Source organism: Nocardia sp. NPDC046763 (assembly GCF_040645495.1).
Lineage (GTDB): Bacteria > Actinomycetota > Actinomycetes > Mycobacteriales > Mycobacteriaceae > Nocardia.
In genome coordinates, this window is the sequence record NZ_JBEYYI010000005.1 from 401,337 (window position 1) to 423,496 (window position 22,160).

Annotated in this window: 21 protein-coding genes; 11 read left to right on the forward strand and 10 right to left on the reverse strand. The window is 69.0% G+C overall.

Features of this window, described 5'->3' with window-relative positions; translation table 11 throughout:
* Nucleotides 1–290: 290 nt before the first annotated feature.
* From ABZ909_RS11430 to ABZ909_RS11465, 8 genes are all read right to left on the reverse strand, one after another.
* The gene (locus ABZ909_RS11430) at nucleotides 291–2,000 is read right to left on the reverse strand and encodes a hypothetical protein (RefSeq protein WP_356997864.1); all 1,710 of its coding nucleotides are present in this window, start codon (nucleotides 1,998–2,000) and stop codon (nucleotides 291–293) included.
* 187 nt (nucleotides 2,001–2,187) lie between these two features.
* Complete coding sequence (locus ABZ909_RS11435; protein WP_356997865.1) at nucleotides 2,188–2,985, reverse strand: ABC transporter permease subunit; 798 nt, start codon at nucleotides 2,983–2,985, stop codon at nucleotides 2,188–2,190.
* 3 nt (nucleotides 2,986–2,988) lie between these two features.
* Nucleotides 2,989–3,882, reverse strand: a complete 894-nt coding sequence (locus tag ABZ909_RS11440; protein ID WP_356997866.1) for a 2-aminoethylphosphonate ABC transporter permease subunit — start codon at nucleotides 3,880–3,882, stop codon at nucleotides 2,989–2,991.
* Nucleotides 3,879–4,052 (reverse strand): hypothetical protein, encoded by a 174-nt coding sequence (locus ABZ909_RS11445; protein ID WP_356997867.1) that lies wholly within the window; start codon nucleotides 4,050–4,052, stop codon nucleotides 3,879–3,881. The genes ABZ909_RS11440 and ABZ909_RS11445 overlap by 4 nt, the downstream gene beginning before the upstream one ends.
* Complete coding sequence (locus tag ABZ909_RS11450; RefSeq protein WP_356997869.1) at nucleotides 4,049–5,230, reverse strand: ABC transporter ATP-binding protein; 1,182 nt, start codon at nucleotides 5,228–5,230, stop codon at nucleotides 4,049–4,051. Before ABZ909_RS11450 ends, ABZ909_RS11445 begins: the two co-directional genes overlap by 4 nt.
* Nucleotides 5,231–5,271: 41 nt before the next feature.
* A complete protein-coding gene (locus tag ABZ909_RS11455) occupies nucleotides 5,272–6,336 on the reverse strand; it encodes a 2-aminoethylphosphonate ABC transporter substrate-binding protein (RefSeq protein WP_356997870.1) in 1,065 nt (354 codons plus the stop codon).
* A 93-nt stretch (nucleotides 6,337–6,429) separates the two neighbouring features.
* Entirely contained in the window at nucleotides 6,430–7,116 is a 687-nt protein-coding gene (locus ABZ909_RS11460) for a phosphonatase-like hydrolase (protein WP_356997872.1), read from the reverse strand.
* A 10-nt stretch (nucleotides 7,117–7,126) separates the two neighbouring features.
* Nucleotides 7,127–8,242 (reverse strand): TIGR03364 family FAD-dependent oxidoreductase, encoded by a 1,116-nt coding sequence (locus tag ABZ909_RS11465; RefSeq protein WP_356997873.1) that lies wholly within the window; start codon nucleotides 8,240–8,242, stop codon nucleotides 7,127–7,129.
* A gap of 160 nt (nucleotides 8,243–8,402) precedes the next feature.
* Between ABZ909_RS11465 and ABZ909_RS11470 the strand changes: the two genes are divergently transcribed.
* Nucleotides 8,403–9,134: a GntR family transcriptional regulator gene (locus ABZ909_RS11470; RefSeq protein WP_356997933.1), complete on the forward strand. Its 732-nt coding sequence runs from the start codon at nucleotides 8,403–8,405 to the stop codon at nucleotides 9,132–9,134.
* Between the two features lie 199 nt (nucleotides 9,135–9,333).
* Here ABZ909_RS11470 and ABZ909_RS11475 read toward each other — a convergent pair whose 3' ends face one another.
* Nucleotides 9,334–10,347 (reverse strand): LLM class flavin-dependent oxidoreductase, encoded by a 1,014-nt coding sequence (locus ABZ909_RS11475; RefSeq protein ID WP_356997875.1) that lies wholly within the window; start codon nucleotides 10,345–10,347, stop codon nucleotides 9,334–9,336.
* 127 nt (nucleotides 10,348–10,474) lie between these two features.
* Between ABZ909_RS11475 and map the strand changes: the two genes are divergently transcribed.
* From map to ABZ909_RS11495, 4 genes are all read left to right on the forward strand, one after another.
* Nucleotides 10,475–11,338, forward strand: coding sequence for a type I methionyl aminopeptidase (gene map / locus ABZ909_RS11480; protein WP_356997877.1), 864 nt, complete (start codon nucleotides 10,475–10,477; stop codon nucleotides 11,336–11,338).
* Nucleotides 11,339–11,346: 8 nt separating this feature from the next.
* Complete coding sequence (locus tag ABZ909_RS11485; protein ID WP_356997878.1) at nucleotides 11,347–11,688, forward strand: hypothetical protein; 342 nt, start codon at nucleotides 11,347–11,349, stop codon at nucleotides 11,686–11,688.
* A 136-nt stretch (nucleotides 11,689–11,824) separates the two neighbouring features.
* Nucleotides 11,825–13,375: a cobyric acid synthase gene (locus ABZ909_RS11490; RefSeq protein ID WP_356997880.1), complete on the forward strand. Its 1,551-nt coding sequence runs from the start codon at nucleotides 11,825–11,827 to the stop codon at nucleotides 13,373–13,375.
* Nucleotides 13,376–13,441: 66 nt separating this feature from the next.
* Nucleotides 13,442–14,005, forward strand: a complete 564-nt coding sequence (locus ABZ909_RS11495; protein ID WP_356997882.1) for an alpha/beta hydrolase — start codon at nucleotides 13,442–13,444, stop codon at nucleotides 14,003–14,005.
* On the opposite strand, the gene ABZ909_RS11500 is transcribed toward ABZ909_RS11495, so the two are convergent.
* The gene (locus ABZ909_RS11500; RefSeq protein WP_356997934.1) at nucleotides 13,985–14,923 is read right to left on the reverse strand and encodes an alpha/beta hydrolase; all 939 of its coding nucleotides are present in this window, start codon (nucleotides 14,921–14,923) and stop codon (nucleotides 13,985–13,987) included. The genes ABZ909_RS11495 and ABZ909_RS11500 overlap by 21 nt on opposite strands.
* A gap of 238 nt (nucleotides 14,924–15,161) precedes the next feature.
* Between ABZ909_RS11500 and mqo the strand changes: the two genes are divergently transcribed.
* The 6 genes from mqo (at nucleotide 15,162) to ABZ909_RS11530 (ending at nucleotide 22,038) form a co-directional block, all read left to right on the forward strand.
* Nucleotides 15,162–16,718: a malate dehydrogenase (quinone) gene (gene mqo, locus ABZ909_RS11505; protein WP_356997884.1), complete on the forward strand. Its 1,557-nt coding sequence runs from the start codon at nucleotides 15,162–15,164 to the stop codon at nucleotides 16,716–16,718.
* Nucleotides 16,719–16,736: 18 nt separating this feature from the next.
* Nucleotides 16,737–17,186: a GNAT family N-acetyltransferase gene (locus ABZ909_RS11510; protein ID WP_356997886.1), complete on the forward strand. Its 450-nt coding sequence runs from the start codon at nucleotides 16,737–16,739 to the stop codon at nucleotides 17,184–17,186.
* Nucleotides 17,187–17,465: 279 nt separating this feature from the next.
* Nucleotides 17,466–19,574 (forward strand): magnesium chelatase subunit D family protein, encoded by a 2,109-nt coding sequence (locus ABZ909_RS11515; protein ID WP_356997887.1) that lies wholly within the window; start codon nucleotides 17,466–17,468, stop codon nucleotides 19,572–19,574.
* Between the two features lie 109 nt (nucleotides 19,575–19,683).
* Nucleotides 19,684–20,304, forward strand: a complete 621-nt coding sequence (cobO, locus tag ABZ909_RS11520) for a cob(I)yrinic acid a,c-diamide adenosyltransferase (protein ID WP_356997889.1) — start codon at nucleotides 19,684–19,686, stop codon at nucleotides 20,302–20,304.
* Entirely contained in the window at nucleotides 20,298–21,683 is a 1,386-nt protein-coding gene (locus ABZ909_RS11525; protein WP_356997890.1) for a cobyrinate a,c-diamide synthase, read from the forward strand. The genes cobO and ABZ909_RS11525 overlap by 7 nt, the downstream gene beginning before the upstream one ends.
* Nucleotides 21,670–22,038 (forward strand): cobalamin biosynthesis protein, encoded by a 369-nt coding sequence (locus ABZ909_RS11530; RefSeq protein ID WP_356997892.1) that lies wholly within the window; start codon nucleotides 21,670–21,672, stop codon nucleotides 22,036–22,038. The genes ABZ909_RS11525 and ABZ909_RS11530 overlap by 14 nt, the downstream gene beginning before the upstream one ends.
* Nucleotides 22,039–22,160 lie beyond the last annotated feature (122 nt).

Here is a 22,160-nt window from a genome sequence, read left to right on the forward strand (position 1 = left end):
ACTTCGGGTCTTGTTGATCCCTCGCCCGGAGAAGGTTGGGCCGGTATCCGCCAAACGGGTACCGGCCCAATTCTTGTCGTCCGGACCCGGCGCTGTCGGGGGACGGCCAAACACATTCAGCCGCAGTCGATCTCATCCGTTTCCGGAGAACGCCACCGTCGTCCCCACCCCGATGATCATCGCGCCGCCGGTGGCCGCATCCGGTACCTGATCGACGATGACGAGCGGACCGTTCGGATCATGCACGCCGCACGGGGCATCCCGAGCTCACCGATTGAAATGGGTTGGGGTCAGCGGGTTTTCCAGTAGTTGTCGGGGCCCACCAGGTTGAGGATGGTGCGGGAGGGGGCCTCCAGGTTGGGTTCGAGGGAGGAGTCGACCGCGAGGTTGATGTAGAGGGAGTAGGACTCGTAGAGGTAGCGGTATTCCTGGCTGCCCCAGCTGGAGTAGGTGGCCTTGAAGAGGGTGTCGGTGTTGGCCTGGCAGACGCTGGAGCCGACGCCCTGGGTGGGGCACCAGACGTCCCAGATCTGGTCCTGGCCCTTGAGGCCGTTGTAGAGGGTTTGGGCCTCGGTGTTGGAGGGGAAGGCGAAGACCTCGATGGAGGTCAGGATCTTCTCGGACGCGTCGAGGTAGACGCCGGTCATCATCTGCTGGCAGTTGTTGTTCTGCAGCGCCGTCTTCACGTTCTGCGACATGTTGCTGGAGACGCAGTCCTTGGGGCCGAAGGAGCGACGGGTGAACACCACGCCCTTGCTGTCGGTGAAGCTCTGCGGCAGTAGGGCGTCCGCGGTGAACGGGGTCTTGTCGGTGGACTGCTTGTTGAGGGTGTTCTTGTCGAAGCCCGCGGTGGTGCTGGTCGGCGGGCCGGTCGTGGTCGTGGTGGTGGTCGTCGTGGAGGTGCCCGAGGCCGAGTTCTTGTTGGAGTCCTTGCGGGTGAGCACCACCGCGCCCACCGCGATGGCGATGACCAGCACCACCAGCAGGACCCCGAGGATCGCCTTGAGCGCCGTGTTCGCCGAATTGGACTGCGGTGCAGTCGGATACGCCGCCGGCTGCTGCGGTGTGGACCAACCGGTCGGTGAGCCCGGGGTGGTCGGCGAGCCGACCGCCACCGTCGGCGTGGCGGGCGTACTGGCCGGCTGCCCGGCGTGCCGATCCAGCACCGCCAGCGCCTCGGGTACATAGTTCGCGCCGTCGGGCGTCAGATACACCGCACGCAGCGTGTCGCTCCACTCCGTCGCGGAGGGCCGGGCGTCCGGCCCGAATCCGCCATTGCCGAAGGCCCGGTCGAACAGCGCCCGCACCCGCGGATCGAGATCGGCGGGCACCCCGGACGGCTGCCACGGCGCACCGGGCGCCCTCACCGCCCCGGCATCCGGCAGCAGCGTCCGATACACCAGCACCGCCAGGTCGTACCGATCCTTGAACCGGTCGTAGGCCGCGTCGATCGGCGTCAACCCGGCGGTGTCGATGAGGTACGCCAGCGGCGCGGCCGGCTGCCACAGCACGTTCTTGGCGGACAGGTCCCCGTGCACGAATTGCCGATCTTCGAGCAGCCGCACGATATCGCTCAGCCGGATCGCCAGTCCGGTCCGGAAATACGACGCCACCTGCCCGGGCGCGGCCCACAGCTGATCGAGCGTGCGCGGCCGCCCGTCCGGCTGCAGGAAGTCCATGGGAATCAACGGCAGCACGGTCCCGGCCAGCACCCCCTCGTGCAGCACCAGATCGACCGGCCAGTTCACCGCCTCGGCGGCGTCCCCGGTGGATCCGCCCGCGGCCTCGGCGGTCAGGACGGTCTGCCGCCCGGAGAGCATGGCCTGCCGGGCCGATTCGATGGCGTCGGGACCGGTGACCGGAGTCCGGTACAGCTTGTAGAGCCGCTGCTGCCCGCGCGGATCCCGGCACAGATACTGCACCGACCGGCTGCCCACGGCATAGAACGGTTCGCTGTCCACGTCATAGGAATCACCGGACAACCCTGCGACGACCACCATCGAACTACCCCCGCCCGAGCAGTTAACTCCGACAACAAACTCCGACAACGCGAACGACTCCGACAACGCGGCGAGCCTACCGGTTCAACTGTCCGCCACGCCCGGCAATAAACGCAAGACACCGCTGACCGTCCCCTCATTCGCGGTCAGCGGTGTGGTGCGGTCGACCCGAAAGCTGACCCGGCAGTCAGCGCAGCGCCGCACGACCTTTCAAGCGGCCCAGGATCACCAGGGCGAGGAGGGTGACCAGCACCAGCAGCGTGGTGCTGGCCGCGGCATCGAAGACCGCGCCGCGGTCGGTGGCCGCGAAGATGGCCACCGGCAGGGTTTTCCAGGTCGCGGGGTAGACCATGATGGTCGCCCCCAGCTCACCCATGGACAGTGCGATGGCCAGCCCCGCCGCCGCGCCGAGAGCGGGCAGCAGCAGCGGCAGCGTGATCCGGAACAGGACCCGCGCTGGTCCGGCGCCGAGCGATTCGGCGGCCTGCCGGTAGCCGGGGTCGAGCCGGTCCAGCGCCGCGGAGACCCCGCTGAAGGCGTAGGCCAGCACGAGCACCGTATGCGCGAGGATCACGATCCATTTGGTCCCGCCAAGCAGCAGCGGCCGCTCGTTGAAGCTGATGAGCACGCCCAGGCCGATCGCCACCGACGGCACCGCTACCGGCACGTGGAACACCGCGTCGGTGATCCGCCGCAGCCACCCGGGCGCCTCCACCGACGCCAGCGCCGCCCAGGTGCCCAGCGCCAGCGAGAGCAGTCCCGCCAGCAGCGCGGTCTGCAGGCTCACCGACAGGCTCGCGGACTCCTCGCCCGACAGCGCCCGGGAGAAGTTCGCGAACCCCAGATGCGAGGGCAGCGGCCCGTTCCAGCGTCCGGCCAGTGCCGCCGCCACCACGGTCGCGATGGGCGCGACGAACACCACGGCGACGACGACCCCGAACACGGCGAGCACCGCGGCCCGCCCGCGCCTGGTCCACACCAGCATGGCTCAGCTCTCCTTCCGCGCGCCGGTGAGGCGCGCGAACAGCAGTCGGTATCCGAGGTACAGGCCGAGCGACAGCAGCACCTGCACCGAGGCCAGCACCGCGGCCCCCGGCAGATCGAAGGTGACGATGCCGCGCGTGTAGATCAGCGCGGGCAGCGTGATGACACCCTTGGCCCCGGTGAACAGCACGATGCCGAATTCGTTGAGGGTCAACAGCAGCGTGAGGCTGCCGCCCGCCGCCAGCGCCGGCCACGCCTCCGGCATCACCACCTGCGCCAGCACCCGCCACGGCGAGGCGCCCAGGCTGGAGGCCACATCCAGTTGTTCGCGCGGCAGCTGCGCGAACGCGGCCAGCAGCGGCCGCACCACGAACGGCGTGAAGAAGGTGACCTCGGCGAGGATCACGCCCCAGGGCGTGCTGAGGAAATTCACCACCGGCCGCGTACCACCGGTGATCTGGCTGATGAGCGCGTTCACCGCCCCCGCTGTCCCGTACAGGAACGTGAAGGCCAGTGTCACAAGGAAGGACGGCAGTGTCAGCACCGAGTCGATGAGCCGACCCACCAGCTGCGAACCCGGAAACGGCACGAATGCCAGCACGATCGCCAGGAATGTCCCCAGCAGCAGGCAGCCGACGGTCGAGCTGACCGCGATGGTCACGGTGCGTGTCAGCGCATTCCGGAACGACTCCTCGGCCAGCACCGCCGACCAGGTCCCGACCCCTCGCCCGGACTTGGTCTTGGTCGACTCCAGCAGCACCCGCACGATCGGATACACCGCGATCAGCAGCACCGTCAGCACCGGTGGCAGTGTCCACAGCACCGGCCGCCACGACCGTCCCGGCTCGCGTGTCCCGGGAGCCTCTGCCGCGGAAGGGGATTCGAGCAGCGCGGTCACGACGGCCCTCCGTCCCGCGCCGCGGCCGACCCGGCGAACGGCTCGGACCATTCGTCGGTGGTCATCGCGCGCCGCCGCGACACCGTCCGCCGTTCCTCGCGCAGCGGGATCGATGTCACTGCGGCATAGGCGAATTCACCCGTAGCTCGACGGGTCGGGGAGGCGGTCATGCGCGGACCTCGCCGTCGGCGGCGGAGTCGGTGCCGATGCCCGGCGGGATGAGCACCCCGGCCGGGTCGGGGAAGCGCACGCCGATGTGGTCGCCGGGCGCGATCTCGGTGTGGCCCAGGACATCCGCGGTGAGCTCGGCGGGGAGGCCCGCCACATCGAGGTGCAGCCGGGTCGAAGCGCCCTTCCAGACGCTGGTGATCACGGTGGCGCGCAGCGCATCTCGTTCGGTGAGCGGCACGATGCGCACGGTGTGCGGCCGGACGCACAGCTGGGCGTCGGCATTCGGGGCCCAGTCCGGGCGTCCCACACCGGGCGGCGGCGCGTCGGCGCGCAGCGTGTGCTCGCCGACGGTCACCAGTGCGGCGGTGCCGGAGACGTGTTCGACCGCGCAGGCCAGCAGATTCGCGCCGCCTAGGAAGGACGCGGTGAACTCGGTGGCCGGCTGCTGCCACAGTTTGTGCGCGGTATCGATGTCTACCAGCCGCGCGTCACGCATGACCGCGATGCGGTCGGCGAGCGCCAGCGCCTCGGCCTGGTCGTGGGTCACGTACAGCATCGCCGTGTCCGGCAAGGCTTTTCGCAGCTGCTGCAGCTCGCCGAGCATGTTCTGGCGCAGCTGGGCGTCCAGCGCGGCAAGGGGCTCGTCGAGCAGCAGCACCCGGGGTCGGATGGCGAGCGCCCGCGCGATGGCGACGCGCTGCTGCTGCCCACCGGACAGCTCGCGTGGCAGCCGCTTGGCATAGGCGCCCATGCCGACCATGTCCAAGGCCTCGGTCACCCGGGCCCCGATCTCTTTGCGCGGCACGCGATGCGCCTTCAGCCCGAAGGCCACATTGTCGTGCACCCGCATGTGCGGGAACAGTGCGTAGGACTGCACCACCACTCCGATGCCGCGCCTGGCGGGGGAGAGGTCGGTGACGTCGCGGCCGGCCAGCCGCACCGCGCCCGAGGTGGGCCGGACGAACCCGGCCAGCGCCTTGAGCGCGGTGGACTTGCCGGAACCGCTGGGCCCCAGGAGCGCGACCGTTTCCCCCGCGGCCACCCGCAGGTTGAAATCGGCCAGTGCGACAGTGGATTTACGGCCGCGGCCGTAGGTGACCCCGACCCGGTCGAACACGATGGCCGGTTCGGCGGTGGTGTCGGTGACCACCGTGGATGTCGTCAACGCGGAGGACATGGTTGCTGGCTCCTGGGCTGGTATCGGACTGACGCCGTGCTCTAGCTACCGGTGGCCTTGGTGTAGGCGGCCACGTCGGCGTCGAGGTTGTCGAGCACGGAGGTCCAGTCGGGGTGCAGGACGGTCACGTCCTTGATGGTCGAGGCCGGGGACGGACCGTTGCCGGAGGCCGGGGCGCTCGCCAGATCCGTGCGGGACGGGATGGCGAAGGTGTCGGGCAGCGACTTCTGCACGTCGGCCGAGAGCAGGAACTCCATCAGCTTCTTGGCCGCGTCCGAATGCGGCGCGCCCTTGGCCATGCCCATCAGGTAGGGCAGCGAGACGGTCGACTTCTTGCCGTCGGCGGACGCCGGGAAGAAGACGTTGAACTTGGAGCCGCTCTTGACACTTTGCAGGTTCATCTGCACATCGCCGTTGGCGATGAGGATCTCGCCCTTGTCCACCTTGGCCTGCAGCTTGCCGGTGGAGGAGGACGGGCCGACATTGTTGGCCTGCAGCTTGGCCAGGTAGTCGAGCGCGCCCTGCTTGCCCATGAGCTGCTGCAGCAGCACCAGCACCGCGGTGCCGTCACCGGCCTGGCCGGGGGTGGAGTACTGCAGCTTGCCCTTGTAGTCGGGCCTGAGCAGGTCGTCCCAGGTCAGCTTGGCGGCGTCGACCGACGGGTTGGCGATGAAGCACAGGTAGTTGCCCGCCAAGGAAACCCACTTGCCGTCGGAGTCCTTGTCGGCGGCGGCGACCGCGCCGGTGTCCACGCCGCTGACCTGCAGCAGTCCGGACTTGTCGGCCTTCTGCATGAATGGCGGCAGGGTGACGACCAGGTCGGCCTGCGGGTTGGACTGTTCCTTCTCCACCCGGCTGACGACCTCGCCGGAGCCGGCCTCCACCTCGTTGACCGTGATGCCGGTCTGCGCCTTGAACTTCTCGAAGACGGGCTTGTACCAGTCGCCGAGGCCATCGACGGAGTAGACGGTGACCGTCTTGCCGTCCTTCGAGTCGCTGCCGGTGCCGCCGCAGGCGGTCAGGCTGAGGGCGACCGCGGTGGCCGAGGTCAGGATGAGAGCGGTGCGGGCGATGTTGCGTGCGAGGCGGTTGTTCGAAATACGCACGGTGACTGCACTTTCAGTTCAGGGGACGGTCGAGTCGAAGGAACAGGGGGTACTCCGCCGCCCGGGCGAGGCGCGCCCGGGCGGCGGAATTCTCTAGCCGCGCTCGGCCAGCAGCAACTGCGCGAATTCGGTGACCGACGGCACCACGTGGGTCGCTCCCGCGGCCCGCAGCTGCTCCTCGGTGTGTGCGCCGGTCAGCGTGCCCGCGACGATGCGCGCGCCCGCGGCCAGGCCGGTGGCGATATCGCTGGACGTATCACCCAGCACCGCGACACGATCCACGGCGTCGGCCTCCAGCCGCAGCACGGCGGTGAGCACCATGTCGGGGTAGGGGCGGCCGCGCCCGGCGTCGGAGGGGACCAGCGCCAGATCGGCGATGTCGTTCCAGCCCAGCGCTTTCAGCAGCTTGTCCTGGGTCTCGCGGCTGAACCCGGTGGTCAGCGCCACCTTGATGCCCGCCGCCCGCAGCGCCGAAATGGCCTCTGCGGCACCGGGAATCGGGTTCACGCCCGCCTCGGCGAATTCCGCGTAGGCGGCCTCGAAGGCGCGGTTGGCCAGCTGGGCGCGGTCCTCGTCGCCGAGCAGGGTGCGGAAGCACCGGATCTTGGACTGGCCCATGGTGTCCTGGACGAATTTCCGGGCCGCCTCGCGCTCCGGGCCCTCGGCCGGCAGGCCCGCGGCGGTGATGGCGGCCTCGAACGCTCGCTCGACCAGCCCGTCGTCGGCGACGGTGGTGCCCGCCATATCGAGCACCGCGAGTTCGATCTGCTTGTCGGACATGGTGATTCCTCTACAGGTTCAGAAGGTCGGCGGTCTCTTCGCCCAGTGCGGGGCCCAGCGTCATGCCGCGCCCGCCCGGGCCCGTGACGACCCAGACGCCGTCGGACGCCTGCGCGCGGGTGACGATGGTGCCCGGATCGATGGACTGGCTGTACACGCCCGCCCAGCGCCGCACGATCGGCGGCAGCTTGCGGCCCAGCAGTTCCTCCATCACGCCGGTGAGGTGCTCGTAGGGGGCCTCGTCCACGTCGAAGGTGAACGGTTCGTCGTACTCGTGGGTGTCGCCGACGGTGAGCCCGCCGTGCAGGCGCTGCACGGCCAGCAGCTGCATCTTGTGCTGGGCGGCCGTGAACGGCTGCGCCTCTTCGCGATTGAGCCGGTCCAGCTCCGGGCCGGCGAAGGCCGGGTAGTAGCGGAAGCTGTCGCCGTCCGCGATGGCGGTGGTGAGCGGTTCGCCCAGGGGAGCGGTCTGCATCATCTGCAACCGCACCCGGCGCACCGGAATGTCACCCACCAGTTCGCGGGTCAGGCCGGTGTGCGCGGCGCCCGGGCAGACCAGCACCAGATCGCCCGCGTGGCGGCGGCCGCGGTCGTCGATGACGGTGGTGCCAGTGACGGCGCGGGCCTCGGTGCCGGCGAAGAAGGCGTAGCGTTCGCTGGCCTCCATGTACCGCCGCAGGGCGGGCAGCGCCTGCCGGGACTCCACGGCGGCGTCGGTCGAACAGTGCAGGCCCGCAAGGAATTTGCCGCGCAGCGCAGGGTTCAGCGCGCGCACCCGGTCGACATCGAGCAGGTCGAAGCCGCGTTCGGCGGCCGACGGGTGGGCCGCGGCGGCCTCGGCCACCGCGAGCTCGTTCTCTGAGCGCACCAGCGTGAGGGAACCGGCCGGGCGGAAGCCGACGCCGGGGACCCGGCCGCCGATCTCCTCCCACAGCTGCCGCGAGCGCAGGGTGAGCTCCAATTCGGGTGCGCTGCGCCCCGATACCCACACCAGACCGAAGTTGCGTACGGTCGCGCCGCGGGCTTCGACCTCGCGTTCCAGGTGGACGACGTGGTGGCCGCGCCGGATGGCGGCCAGAGCGTGGGCGGTACCGAGGATCCCTCCGCCGATGATGACCAATCGCATGGGAATCATCCTGAGCAATGGTCTAGACCTACGAGTGTTTCGTGTGGAAACGATAGGTTAATAATTGGTATAGACCAATCTTGTGTAGGCTGGGGCCATGGACACGAGGGAGGCCGCCGGGGTGGAACGCCAGGTGGAGCGAGGCCGTACGCTGGGCGAAATGCCCGGCGCCGGAACCGATTCCGCGTCGAATGCGCGCCTGCCGAAGTCGTACCGCGTGCGCGCGGAACTCGAGGCGCTGCTTGCGGAACTCTCCGAGGGTGACCCGCTGCCCTCGGAACGCGAACTGGCCCTGCGCTGCGGCGTCGCCCGTGAAACCGTGCGTCAGGCGGTGCGAGAACTCTTGGTGGAAGGACGCATTCGCCGTCAGGGCCGCGGTACGGTGGTCTCGCGCCCGAAGATGGTGCAGCCCCTGTCGCTGCGCTCCTACACCGAGGGTGCGATCAAATTCGGTCGCAAACCGGGCCGTCTGCTCGTCGAATGGACCGATATCCCGGCGGACGCGGACACCGCCCAGGACCTCGCGCTCGAACCCGGCAGGCCGGTCATGCATCTGGAGCGCATCCTGCTGGCCGACGGCGAGCGCATCGGCCTGGAGAGCACCTGGATGCCGCTGGACCGCTTCGCCGTGTTGCGCGAGTTCTACAACCCGGAAACCTCGTTGTACGCCGCCACCCGCGGCATGGGCGTGGTCTACGCGGTCGCCACCGAGCGCATCGAAACCGTGCTGGCCTCACCGCGCGAGGCCGCCCTGCTGGAGTGCACGACGGCCCTGCCGATGCTGCTGTTGCACCGCCGCAGTGTGGACGGTGAAGGCGTGCCGATCGAACGCGTGCGCTCGCTCTACCGCGGCGATCGCATCGCGTTCCAGGCCAAACTCACCGATTACTGATACGTGCGCGAAAATCGGTGTGCGCGAGGCGTATCGGCCTCCTGCTCGCCGGGATTGCCGGTGGGCGGGAGTAAAGTGCAGCTGCCTATCCACCATACGTCCGCGCCGTCATCGGGACGGCGCGAACGATTAGTTGATCTGAGCGAAATATTCTATCCGCCAACATAATTCGCTGACTGCCCGGTCGGTATTCCGGGGCTCAGCGAACCTGCGGAGCTACCTTGGCGCCCAGCAATTCGATGTTGTGCAAGACCTTTTCGTGCGGCAGCGTTCCGACGCTGCTGTGCAACATGAATCGATCCAGCCCGAGGGTGTCACGGACATCGGCGATCTTCTCCGCGACATGGTCGGGCGTGCCCACGAACAGCGAACCGCTCTGCGAGCGCAGCGCGTCGAACTGCTGGCGGGTCATCGGACCCCACCCGCGCTCGCGCCCGATCCCGGACATGGCCCGCGCGTACGGCGCGTAGAAGTCCTCGACGGCTTCCTTGTCGGTGTCGGCGACATACCCGTGCGCGTGCACCGCCACCGGCCGCAGCTCATGCCCGCCTTCCTCCAGCGCCCGGTGGTACAGATCCACCAGCGGCTTGAACCGCGCCGGCTGTCCGCCGATGATGGCGATGGCCAGCGGCAGCCCCAACAGCCCTGCGCGCACGACGGATTCAGGACTTCCGCCCACCGCGATCCACACCGGCAGCGGCCGATTCTCGGTGCGCGGGTAGACGATCGCGTCCGTCAGCGGCGCGCGGAACCTGCCGGACCAGGTGACCGGCTCCTCCTCGCGGATCTTCAGCAGCAGCGCGAGTTTCTCCTCGAAGAGCTCGTCGTAGTCGCTGAGGTCGTACCCGAACAGCGGGAACGACTCGATGAACGACCCACGCCCGGCCATCAATTCGGCCCGCCCGTTCGAAATCCCGTCCAGCGTCGAGAAGTCCTGGAAGGCGCGCACCGGGTCGGCGGAGCTCAGCACGGTCACCGCGCTGGTGAGCTGGATCCGTTCGGTGCGTGACGCGATGGCCGCCAGCACGACGGCCGGCGAGGACGCGGCGAAGTCCTTCCGGTGATGCTCGCCGACGCCGTACACGTCGAGCCCTGCCTGCTCGGTGGCCACGGCTTCCTCGACCACCTGCCGCAACCGCTCGCCCGCGGTCGGCACCGGCCCGTCCCCGCCGACGGGATGCGTTTCAGCGAATGTTGTCAGCCCCAGTTCCACGGCCGGAACCCCTCTCCTGTCTTGTTTCCAAGTCAACTGAGAGGATAAACGGACCGCGGTCCGGAAGAATTCCCCGTCCCCGGACCTCGGAATCCCACGATCCGGACCGGCAGATAGTCTGGTACCCATGTCTGTGCGCACCCGCAAGCCCCTCGTTCCCGGCACGCAGTCGCCCATTCGCGAGGTCCCGAAAAGTATCGAGCGACCCGAGTACGTCTGGAAGAAGACCGTAAAGGAGGGGCACGAACCCTGGGTGCAGACCCCGGAGACCATCGAGAAGATGCGGATCGCGGGCAAGATCGCGGCCCAGGCCCTGGAAGAGGCCGGCAAGGCCGTCGCGCCCGGCGTCACCACCGACGAGCTGGACCGGATCGCGCACGAGTACATGCTCGACCATGGCGCCTACCCGTCGACCCTGGGCTACAAGGGATTTCCCAAATCCTGCTGCACCTCGCTGAACGAGGTCATCTGCCACGGCATCCCGGACTCGACCGTGATCGAGGACGGCGACATCGTCAATATCGACGTCACCGCTTACATCGACGGCGTACATGGCGACACCAACAAGACCTACCTCGCCGGTGAAGTGGACGAGGAGGTGCGACTGCTGGTCGAGCGCACCGAGGAAGCCACCATGCGGGCCATCAAGGCCGTCAAGCCCGGCCGCGCGCTCAATGTCGTCGGCCGCGTCATCGAGGCCTACGCCAACCGCTTCGGCTACGGCGTGGTCCGCGACTTCACCGGCCACGGCGTCGGGCCGACCTTCCACTCCGGCCTGGTCATCCTGCACTACGACCAGCCCTCGGTGGAGTCGGTCATCGAGCCGGGCATGACCTTCACCATCGAGCCGATGATCAACCTGGGTGGGATCGACTACGAGATCTGGGACGACGGCTGGACCGTGGTCACCAAGGACCGCAAGTGGACCGCCCAGTTCGAGCACACCCTCGTCGTCACCGATGACGGCGCCGAGATCCTCACGCTCCCGTGAGGGTCGCGATGCCCCAGCGGGGTACCAGAACTCGGGCGATCGGCTCCCGCGGCCCGCGGCGGAAGAATTCGCGGGTCCTCCCGCCCAACCCCCGCGACGAGGGCCTGGGCGCGCTCCGCGCCACCATGCGACGCCACGTCGAACTCGCCGCGGGACGACAGTTGCCGGAAACGGACGATGCCCCCGGCGTGCAGCCCGACGTCGAAGTGACCAGCGGCGCGGACGCCGAAGCTGACGACGGCCGCGACGTCTACACGAGCCGGGACGCCTACACGAGTAGCAGCCGAGACTCCTACAGCAGCCGGGACGCCTACACCAGCGGTGCGCGAGCGGGGAACAGCCCGCGGTGACGGGTGCGCTGCCGGTCGCAGGCGCCGTCAGGAAAAGCGTTGTGGTGGCTGGGTTTTGCCGCCCGCCCGCACAGCCGGTAGCGCGGAAGGTGTCCGGCGACGTCATCCTCGCCCTCGTCTACCGGAAGAGCGTCGGATGGCCGGAGTGAAGGGCGCACTTCTGGTGGCGGGCACCACCTCCGACGCGGGAAAGAGCGTTGTGGTGGCGGGGCTCTGCCGCATGCTGGCACGGCGCGGGGTGCGGGTCGCACCGTTCAAGGCGCAGAACATGTCGAACAACTCCGTCGTCACCCTGGACGGTGGGGAGATCGGCCGGGCGCAGGCGCTGCAGGCCCGGGCGTGCGGGCTGGAGCCCAGCGTGCGGTTCAACCCGGTGCTGTTGAAGCCGGGGAGTGACCGGCGCTCGCAGCTCGTGGTGCGGGGTAGCGCCGTCGATACCGTCGGAGCGAAGGACTACTTCCGCCATCGGCAGCAGTTGCGCGCCATCGTCGCCGAGGAATTGGCTTCGCTGCGAGCCGAATTCGATGTGGTGATCTGTGAGGGCGCGGGATCGCCCGCCGAGATCAACCTGCGGGCAACGGATCTGGCGAACATGGGATTGGCACGGGCCGCGGATCTGCCGGTGCTGCTGGTCGGGGACATCGATCGCGGGGGTGTGCTGGCGCACCTGTTCGGGACCGTCGCGATCCTGGAACCCGAAGACCAGCATCTGATTTCCGGGTTCGTCATCAACAAGTTCCGCGGCGACGTGGACCTGCTGCGGCCCGGGCTGGATCAGCTCACCGAGCTCACCGGCCGCCCCACGCTCGGCGTCATCCCCTTCGCCGAGGACCTCTGGATCGATGCCGAGGACTCTCTGGGCACCGTCGCGGACGCACCGGTGGGCCGCTCCCGGCCGCCGCTGGGTGGGGACTGGCTGACCGTGGCCGCCATCCGGCTGCCGCGCATCTCCAACTCCACCGATGTCGAGGCCCTGGCCTGTGAACCGGGCGTCGCCGTGCGCTGGGTGAGCGACCCGTCCCGGCTGGCCGGAGCCGATCTGGTGGTCGTGCCGGGCAGTAAATCCACCGTGAGCGATCTGGAGTGGTTGCGCCGCACCGGAATCGCCGACGCTCTCATCGCTCGCGCGGCCGCGGGTGCGCCCATTCTCGGCATCTGCGGCGGCTACCAGATGCTGGCCCGCACCATCGTCGACCCGATCGAATCCGCGGCCGGCACCGTCCCCGGCCTGGGCCTGCTGGACCTGGAGATCGAATTCGCCGACCCCAAGGTGCTGCGCCGTTCCAGCGGCCGTGTCCCGAATCATGGTGTGCCGGGCCGTGACAGCGATCTCCCGGTGCACGGCTATGAGATCCACCACGGCCGCGTCACCCGGCAGGGTGACGACCCGTGGTTCGAACTCGACGGCGCTCGCGAAGGCAGTGTGCGCGAGGCGATCTGGGGCACCCATCTGCACGGAGCCTTGGAATCGGACGAGTTCCGCCGCGCCTGGCTGCGTGTGGTCGCCGCGCGGGCGGGCCGCACCGATTTCGTTGTCTCCGAAACTGTTTCGGTCGCCGAGGTGCGCTCCGCCCAGCTGGATCTGCTGGCCGACCTGATGGAGAAGCACCTCGACCAGGACGCCCTCGACCAGCTCATCACCGCTGGCGCGGCCGCGGATCTCCCGGTTCTGACCGTTGAGAAGTGACCGCCGTCACAATAATCCGCCCGACTCGCGTTCGGCCCCTCCGGCGCTCCTGTAGCGTGATCGAACATGGAATCTCGGCGGATCACGGTCGGTGACCGCGAGTGGGCGGTGCGAGTCGGCGGACCCGAAACCCGGCACCACGTCCTGCTGCTACCCGATGCGGGCGATCCGGCCGACATTTACGACCAGGTCTGTGCACGCTTGCAGACCTCGGACCTGCACACCATCGCGATCGAATCGATCGACGGTCTCGACGCCACCACCGTTTTCGCCATCCTCGACCAGCTGAAGGTCCCGTGGGCCAACCTGGTCGGCAGCGGCGCGGGCGCGGACCTGGCCTGGCAGCTGGCCGCCCGCGGCTTCGGCCGCTTCATGAGCCTCATCGTGGCCGGCGGCGGTCACCCGGCCGCGCCGGGCGCGGACGGCGCCGTCAAGGACCCTTCCTGCCCGCCGGTGGAGATCCCCACCACGCTGCTGGCCACCAAGCGCCTGCCGCGCCCGGTGGCCGAGGGTTCCAGCCGGTTCGTCTACGGCGAATTCCGGCTGGTCCCCATGGATGTCACCGATGTGGCCGCCGAAGCGGGCCACGAGCTGGCCACCGAAGTGGTGCTACGCACCAGCTTCTGGTGAGTCGGCCAGCCACCTCAGCCAGGAATCCAGTTCTCTGAACGCCTGGGTGCGCGGCGTCTCCGACGACAGGAACACGTCGTGCCGCGCACCCTCGATCGGCACGATATTGGTGCGCTCGCCCAGGCAGCCCGACCAGCGCTGGATCTGCCGCACATCCAGCACCACATCCGACACGTCGGCGGCGGGCCCGTACTTGCGCATGAACTTGGTGACCTTCGAGCGCAGGATCAGTGCGGGCACCCCGATCTCGAGGCCCTTGTGCAGCCGCAGGTGCCCGCGCCGGATGGCGCGCAGCCAGCCCGCGTGAACGGGGTAGCCGCTCAACGGTTTCCAGTCCAGGTTGTAGTCCCACTCACCGGCCTGGGTGTGGTGCAGGCTGTCGCCGTAGGTGGTGGCCACGCCCAGCGGCAGCTTGGCGAAGGCGCGCAACCGGCCCAGGCCCTCCAGCAGCGGCGTGCCCACCGAGCGGTAGTAGCCGGGACCCTGCAGGTCGAACCACGGGCTGTTGAGCACCAGTCCGGTAATGCCCTGTGCGCGAACGCCACCGGTCGCCTCCAGCCGGTTCAGCCACAGCGAGGTCACCAGGCCGCCGGTGGAGTGCGCCATGATCAGCACCGGCAGCTCGGTCTCCTCGCGGATGACCTGCAGTGACCGGTTCAGTTCCACGTCGTAGAGCGCCAGGTCGCTCACGTAGTGCGGGGTCTGCCCGGCCCGCTGTGAGCGTCCGCATTTGCGCAGGTCCAGCGCATAGAAGGCATAGCCCTGGGCGGCCAGATGCTGGGCCAGGTGCTCCTGGAAGAAGTAGTCGGTGAACCCGTGCACGTACAGCACGGCCCGGGTGGCGACCGGGGCGTCGGCCGGGGCATAACGGACCAGGGTGGCGACCGCGTCGCCCTCACCGTCCGGATCCGGACCCATCGGGATTGTCAGCTGCTGGTAGTCGGCACCCAGCACATCGGGCTGCCAGGCGGTGGTCAACGACGTGGTGGATGACGTTTCGGAGGTCACACGCCCAACATAGACCGCGACACAACGATGTCCATTTGGGAGGGATCTCTCACATTCAGGGATTTCGAAGCGGGATTCGGGAATGGTCAGGGGCAGAATTGAGTCCAAGTGAACGACGGGTAACCTAACCCCCACCTGGTGACCCCAAATGACAAGGAAGTCGATCAACGCCGTGTCGAACGCTGCCACGATTGAAAAGACCGATGTAGTACTCATCGGTGCCGGCATCATGAGTGCCACCCTCGGTGCCTTGCTTCGACAGGTGCAGCCGGACTGGTCGATCACCATCTTCGAGCGCCTGGAAGCCGCGGCCGCCGAGAGCAGCGACCCGTGGAACAACGCCGGCACGGGCCACTCCGCCCTGTGTGAGCTGAACTACACGCCGCAGAACGCCGACGGTTCGGTGGAGATCACCAAGGCCATCGACATCAACGAGCGCTTCCAGGTCTCGCGCCAGTTCTGGTCCTACTCGGTCGAGAACGGCGTGCTGGCCAACCCGTCGAACTTCATCAACCCCATCCCGCATGTGAGCTTCACGCACGGCGCGGACGGCGTGGAGTACCTGCGCAAGCGCCACGAGGCGCTGTCCAAGCACCCGCTGTTCGAGGGCATGGAATTCATCGACGACGCAGCCGAATTCGGCCGCCGGCTACCCCTGATGGCCAAGGGCCGTGACTTCTCCGACCCGGTCGCCCTGAACTGGACCGACTCCGGCACCGATATCGACTTCGGTGAGCTCACCAAGGAACTGCTGGCCTACCTGGGCGCGTCCGGCGCGGACATCGCATTCGGCCACGACGTGCTGAACCTGACCAAGCAGTCCGACGGCTCCTGGCTGGTCAAGGTGCGCAACCTGCGCAGCAACAAGGTGCGCGTCCTCAACGCCAAGTTCGTGTTCGTGGGTGCCGGCGGCGGCGCGTTGCCGCTGCTGCAGAAGTCGGGCATCAAGGAGATCCGCGGCTTCGGCGGTTTCCCGGTGTCGGGCCTGTTCCTGCGCTGCACCAACCCGGAGCTGATCGCCCAGCACGAGGCCAAGGTGTACGGCCAGGCGTCGGTCGGCGCGCCGCCGATGTCGGTGCCGCACTTGGACACTCGCGTCATCAACGGTGAGAAGGGCCTGCTGTTCGGCCCCTATGCCGGCTGGACGCCGAAGTTCCTCAAGGACGGCAAGCTGACCGACCTCATCAAGTCGGTCAAGCCGAACAACCTGTTCTCCATGCTGGGCGTGGGCGTCACCGAGATGGGCCTGGTCAACTACCTGGTCTCCGAGCTGCTCAAGTCGCAGAACGGCCGCATCGGCGCCATGGAGGAATTCATCCCGCGCGCCGACGGCAGCGACTGGGAGCTGATCGTCGCCGGTCAGCGTGTGCAGATGATCCGCCGCAAGGGCATCGGCGGGGTGCTGGAGCTGGGCACCGCGGTCGTCGCGGCCGAGGACGGCACCATCGCCGGTCTGCTCGGCGCGTCACCGGGCGCGTCCACCTGTGTGAGCGCCATGCTGGATGTCATGAAGAAGTGCTTCCCGCGCGAATTCTCCACGTGGGAGCCGAAACTCAAGGAAATGGTGCCGTCGCTGGGCGTCAAGCTCTCCGAGAACCAGGCCCTGTACCGCGAGGTCTGGGACTGGTCCACCAAGGCCCTGCAGCTGGATTCGGTGGATTCGGACAACACGCCCGAGACCGTCGGTGTCGCTTCTCACGCCTAGATGTGATAGCAAGACGCGATGATGTCAACGGTTGCTCTCAAACGGTCGTGGTCCCAAGACCTGGACACCGCGACGCTGTACAAGCTGTTGAAACTTCGCGTCGAAGTGTTCGTCGTCGAGCAGAAGTGCGCGTATCCGGAACTGGACGGGTTCGACCTGCTGCCGGAAACCCGGCACTTCTGGCTCGACGATGAGGGCGAGGTCATCTGCACCCTGCGCCTCATGGAGGAGCACGAGGAGGGCGTGAAGTCCTTCCGCATCGGCCGCCTCTGCACCACCCCCGAGGCTCGCGGCCACGGCTACACCACCCGCCTGCTGCAGGCCGCCCTGGCCGAGGCGGGCTCGGCGACCGTCCGCCTGAACGCGCAGACCTACCTGCTCGACATGTACACCAAGCACGGCTTCAAGCCCGACGGCGAGGAGTACATCGAAGACGGCATCCCGCACATCCCGATGCGCCGCGGCTGACCCCGCACCGACCGAACAACCCCGCGCCCGCTGTGAAACCCACAGCGGGCGCGGCTGTTTCACGCCGGCGGGCGGCCCGGAGGCACGCCGGTGCCGATTCGTGGGTTGTCGCTCGCCGATGGACGACCTGGCGCCGCAGTGGAGAGGGGCCGCTGGAGACTCGACAGCGTGGCGATGTGGGGAATCGCCCGTCATCCGCCGTGCCGGTGCGCAATCGGGCGGATCGGTGCGTGTGGGGCGGCGGAGGTGGGGGACGGTGGCCCGCTTAGAGTTGTGGGCGTGTCCGTTTCTCCTGTGGCTTACTCCGAGAGTGTTCGTGCGGCCGGTGACGAGGCCGGGTTTCCGTTCTCCGCGGTGGTGGGGCAGGAGCGGTTGCAGCTGGCGCTGATTCTGTGCGCGGTGCATCCGGGGATCGGCGGGGTGCTGGTGCGCGGGGAGAAGGGGACCGCGAAGTCGACCGTGGTGCGGGCGCTGGCGCAATTGCTGCCGCCGGTGGTGGACGAGTCCGGGGCGCGGCCCGCGCGGCTGGTGGAGCTGCCGGTGGGCGCCACCGAGGACCGGGTGGTCGGGTCGCTGGATCTGGAGCGGGTGCTGCGGGACGGGGAGCAGGCGTTCAAGCCGGGGCTGCTGGCCGCCGCGCATCACGGCGTGCTCTACGTCGACGAAGTGAACCTACTGCACGACCATCTGGTGGATGTGCTGCTCGACGCGGCCGCCATGGGGCGGGTGCACATCGAGCGCGACGGTGTCTCGCATACGCATCCGGCGCGATTCGTCCTGGTGGGCACCATGAATCCGGAGGAAGGTGAGCTGCGGCCGCAGCTGCTGGACCGGTTCGGGCTCACCGTGGACGTGGTCGCCTCCCGCGATGTGGATGTGCGGATGGCTGTCGTCCGCCGCCGCCTGGACTACGAGGCGGATCCCGGCGCCTTCGCCGGCCGCTATGCCGCCGCGGATCGTGAAGTGGCCGAACGCATTCTGACCGCCCGCGACCGGCTCGCCGACGTCGGTCTCGGCAATGTCGAGCTGCGCCGCATCGCCGCCCTGTGCGCGAGCTTCGATGTCGACGGCATGCGCGCCGACCTGGTGGTGGCGCGCACCGCGACGGCCCATGCGGCCTGGCGCGGAGCAACCGCGGTCACCGAGGCCGACGTCCGCGTGGCCGCCGAACTGGCGCTGCCGCACCGCCGTCGCCGCGATCCCTTCGACGAACCCGGGATCAGCGAGGAGCAACTCGATGACGCCATGCGGAACGCGGCCGAGGAAGCGGCCGGCGCCGAGGAGGACGACAGCCTGGGAAAAGGTGAAGCGGTCCCGCCGAACAACGGTGCGGGACCGCAGGATCCGGCGGACGGGGCCGAGGACTCCGGCCTGAACCCGGATCACGCCAATTCACCTGGCGCCGACCCGGACTCGCACGATGGCGGCCCGGATTCGGACAATGGACTCGATCTCCCGGAGCGTGGCCCGGATTTCCCTGGGGGAGGCCAGAATCCACCGGATGACCCGCGCCCGGACGACGGCGATCGGCGTGACCGGAACGACTCGGCCGGCCGTCCCGGCCGCGAGGGCCGGGTCGCCGCCCCCACCGCGACCCTGCCCAAGCCCCCGCGCTGGGAGGTCCCCGGCGTCGGCGAGGGCGCGCCCGGCCGCCGCTCCCGGGCCCGCACCCGGCAGGGCCGCGTGGTGCGCGCCACCGACGACACCTCCACCGGCCTGCATCTGCTGGGCACCATCTTCGCCGCGGCCCCGCGCCAGTTCGAGCGCGGCCGCCTGTCGGGCCCGCTCGCCTTCGCCCCCGGCGACCTGCGCGGCGCGTATCGCGAAGGCCGCGAAGGCAACCTGGTCGTCTTCGTCGTCGACACCTCCGGCTCCATGGCCGCCCGCGACCGCCTCGCCGCCGTCACGAACGCGGTGGTGGCGCTGCTCCGCGACGCCTACCAGCGCCGCGACAAGGTCGCTGTCATCACCATGCGCGGCCAGGACGCGGAGCTGGTCCTCCCACCCACCTCGTCGGTCGACATCGCCGTCCGCCGCCTCGCCGACCTCCGCACCGGCGGCAAAACCCCACTCGCCCAAGGCCTCCTGAAGGCCCGCGACCTCATCCGCCGCGAACGCACCCGAGACCCCCACCGCCGCCCCCTCCTCGTCCTCCTCACCGACGGCCGGGCCACCGGCGGCGCCGACCCGCTCCCGCGCGCCCGAACCGCCGCCCGCATGCTCGCCAACGACGCCGTCACCGCCATGGTCATCGACTGCGAACGCGGCATGATCCGCCTGAACCTCGCCCGCGACATAGCCACCGCTCTCCGCGCCGGATACCTCCAATTGACCGCCCTCACCGGCGATTCCGTCGCCGGCATCGTCCGCGCCACCCGCGCCGCCTGACGGCAACCGGTGGTCGGCCGTCGTGCCGGACCGGGGCGCGGATCGGCGCGCCGAGTGTGTATGGCACCGTGAATCCTCGGACTGGTTGGTGTGGAAGGAGCTGGAGACGATGCCGAAGGGTGTGCCGCTGCCGGAGAGCATTCCGGATGACGGGCTGACGACGCGGCAGCGTCGGAATCTGCCCGTGCTCGCGGTGCACACCGGGCCCGGGAAGGGGAAGTCGACGGCGGCGTTCGGGATGGCGTTGCGGGCCTGGAATCAGGGGTTCGATGTCGCGGTGTTCCAGTTCGTGAAGAGCGCGAAGTGGAAGGTGGGGGAGGAGGCCGCGTTCCGGACGCTCGGGAAGCTGCACGACGAGACCGGGGTCGGCGGGGCCGTGGAATGGCACAAGATGGGCGAGGGCTGGTCGTGGACGCGGAAGCAGGGGTCCGATGAGGACCATGCGGCCGCGGCGCTGGCGGGGTGGCAGGAGATTCGCCGCCGCCTGGAGGCCGAGCAGCATCGGTTCTATGTGCTGGACGAGTTCACCTACCCGCTGAAGTGGGGCTGGGTCGACGTGGACGAGGTCGTCGAGACGCTGCGCAACCGGCCGGGCAACCAGCACGTGGTGATCACCGGCCGCGACGCACCGCAGGCGCTGATCGAGGCCGCGGACCTGGTCACCGAGATGACCAAGGTGAAGCATCCGATGGACGCGGGCCGCAAGGGCCAGCGCGGCATCGAATGGTGAACACGCCCGCGGTCGTCATCGCCGCGCCCGCGTCGGGGAGCGGGAAGACCACCGTCGCCACCGGATTGATCGGGGCACTGCGCCGGGCCGGGCACCGGGTCGCGCCGTTCAAGGTGGGCCCGGACTACATCGACCCGGGATATCACGGGCTGGCGGCCGGGCGGCCGGGGCGGAACCTGGACCCGGTACTGGTCGGGTCCGACCGCGTGGTGCCGTTGTACCGGCACGGGAGCCAGGGCTGCGATCTGGCGGTCGTCGAGGGCGTCATGGGCCTGTTCGACGGACGCATCGACGAACACCACACCGAACCCATCGCCGAGGGCTCGACCGCCCAGATCGCCGCCATGCTGGGCGCGCCGGTCATCCTGGTGGTCGACGCGCGCGGGCACAGCCAGAGTCTGGCGGCCCTGCTGCACGGATTCGCGACCTACGACAGCGGAATCCGGCTCGGCGGAGTGATTCTCAACCGGGTCGGCAGCGAACGCCACGAGCAGGTCCTGCGCGCGGCCTGCGCCCGCGTCGGGCTGCCGGTACTGGGCGCACTACCGCGGCTGGCCGAATTGGCGGTGCCGTCACGGCATCTCGGCCTGATTCCGGCGGTGGAACACGGCTCGGCCGCCCAGGCCGCCGTGGACGCCATGACGGATCTCGTTGCGGCACATATCGATCTCGCGGCGGTGGCCGCCTTGGCCGTGTCGAGCGCACCGGGACGGGACTGGGATCCCGCCACCGAGGTGACGGCGGCGGAATCCGGGCCGGTGGTGGCGATGGCGGGCGGACCGGCCTTCACCTTCGGATACGCCGAACATCGCGAGCTGCTGGCGGCGGCGGGTGCCCAGGTGCGAGTCTTCGACCCGCTGCGCGACGAATTGCCCTCCGGTACAGCCGGACTGGTCCTTCCGGGCGGTTTCCCCGAAGAGCACGCCGCCGAACTCGCCGCCAACACCGGCCTGCTCGCCACCATCGCCGACCAGGCCGGCCGCGGCCTACCGGTCCACGCCGAATGCGCGGGCCTGCTCTACCTGACCCGGACCCTGGACGGCCACCGCATGGCCGGGGTCATCGACGCCGAAGCCGAATTCGGCCCGCGCCTCACCCTCGGCTACCGGGATGCGGTGGCGCTCACCGATTCTCCGCTCTGGAGCGTGGGCGAACGCGTGCGCGGCCACGAATTCCACCGCACCCGCCTGGTCACCCCCGGATCGGGCGCCCCGGCCTGGGCCTGGCGCGCTCCCTCCGGGGAGACCGTCCGCGAGGGTGCGGCAGTGCATCGCGTCCACGCGTCCTACCTGCACACCCACCCCGCCGGGAATCCGGCGGCCGTCGGCCGATTCGTCACCGCCGCTGCTGAGTTCACACGGAGCCATGCCCCGGCCTGAATTGGCTGTCGCGATCGGACTACGTCCCGGAACGACCGCCGACGCCATCCTCGCCGCCATACGAAACACGGTCGGTGACAGGACGATTCGCTGCTTGGCGACCGTCGATCGGCGAATCGGAGAGCCCGGGATCAGAGCCGCCGCCGACCGGTTGGGCGTTGGGCTGGTGGGATTCACGCCAACGGAGTTGGAGGCCGTTTCCGTACCCAATCCGTCGGAGCGGGTCGCGCTCGCCGTGGGGAGCGCGAGCGTTGCCGAGGCGGCTGCTGTGCTGGCCAGCAATGGCGGGAATTTGGTTGTCGCCAAAACTGTTTTCGCTGAGGTTGTTATCGCTGCGGCAGAAGTCAATTCGTAATCGTGAAGGTGAAAGGTTAAGGGATATTGGACATTTCGGGTTCCTAGCATGTCCATTCGGCGGTAAAATCAAAGCATGAATTCGACGGGGGTGACACTCAACGCATGCGGTATCGCCGAATT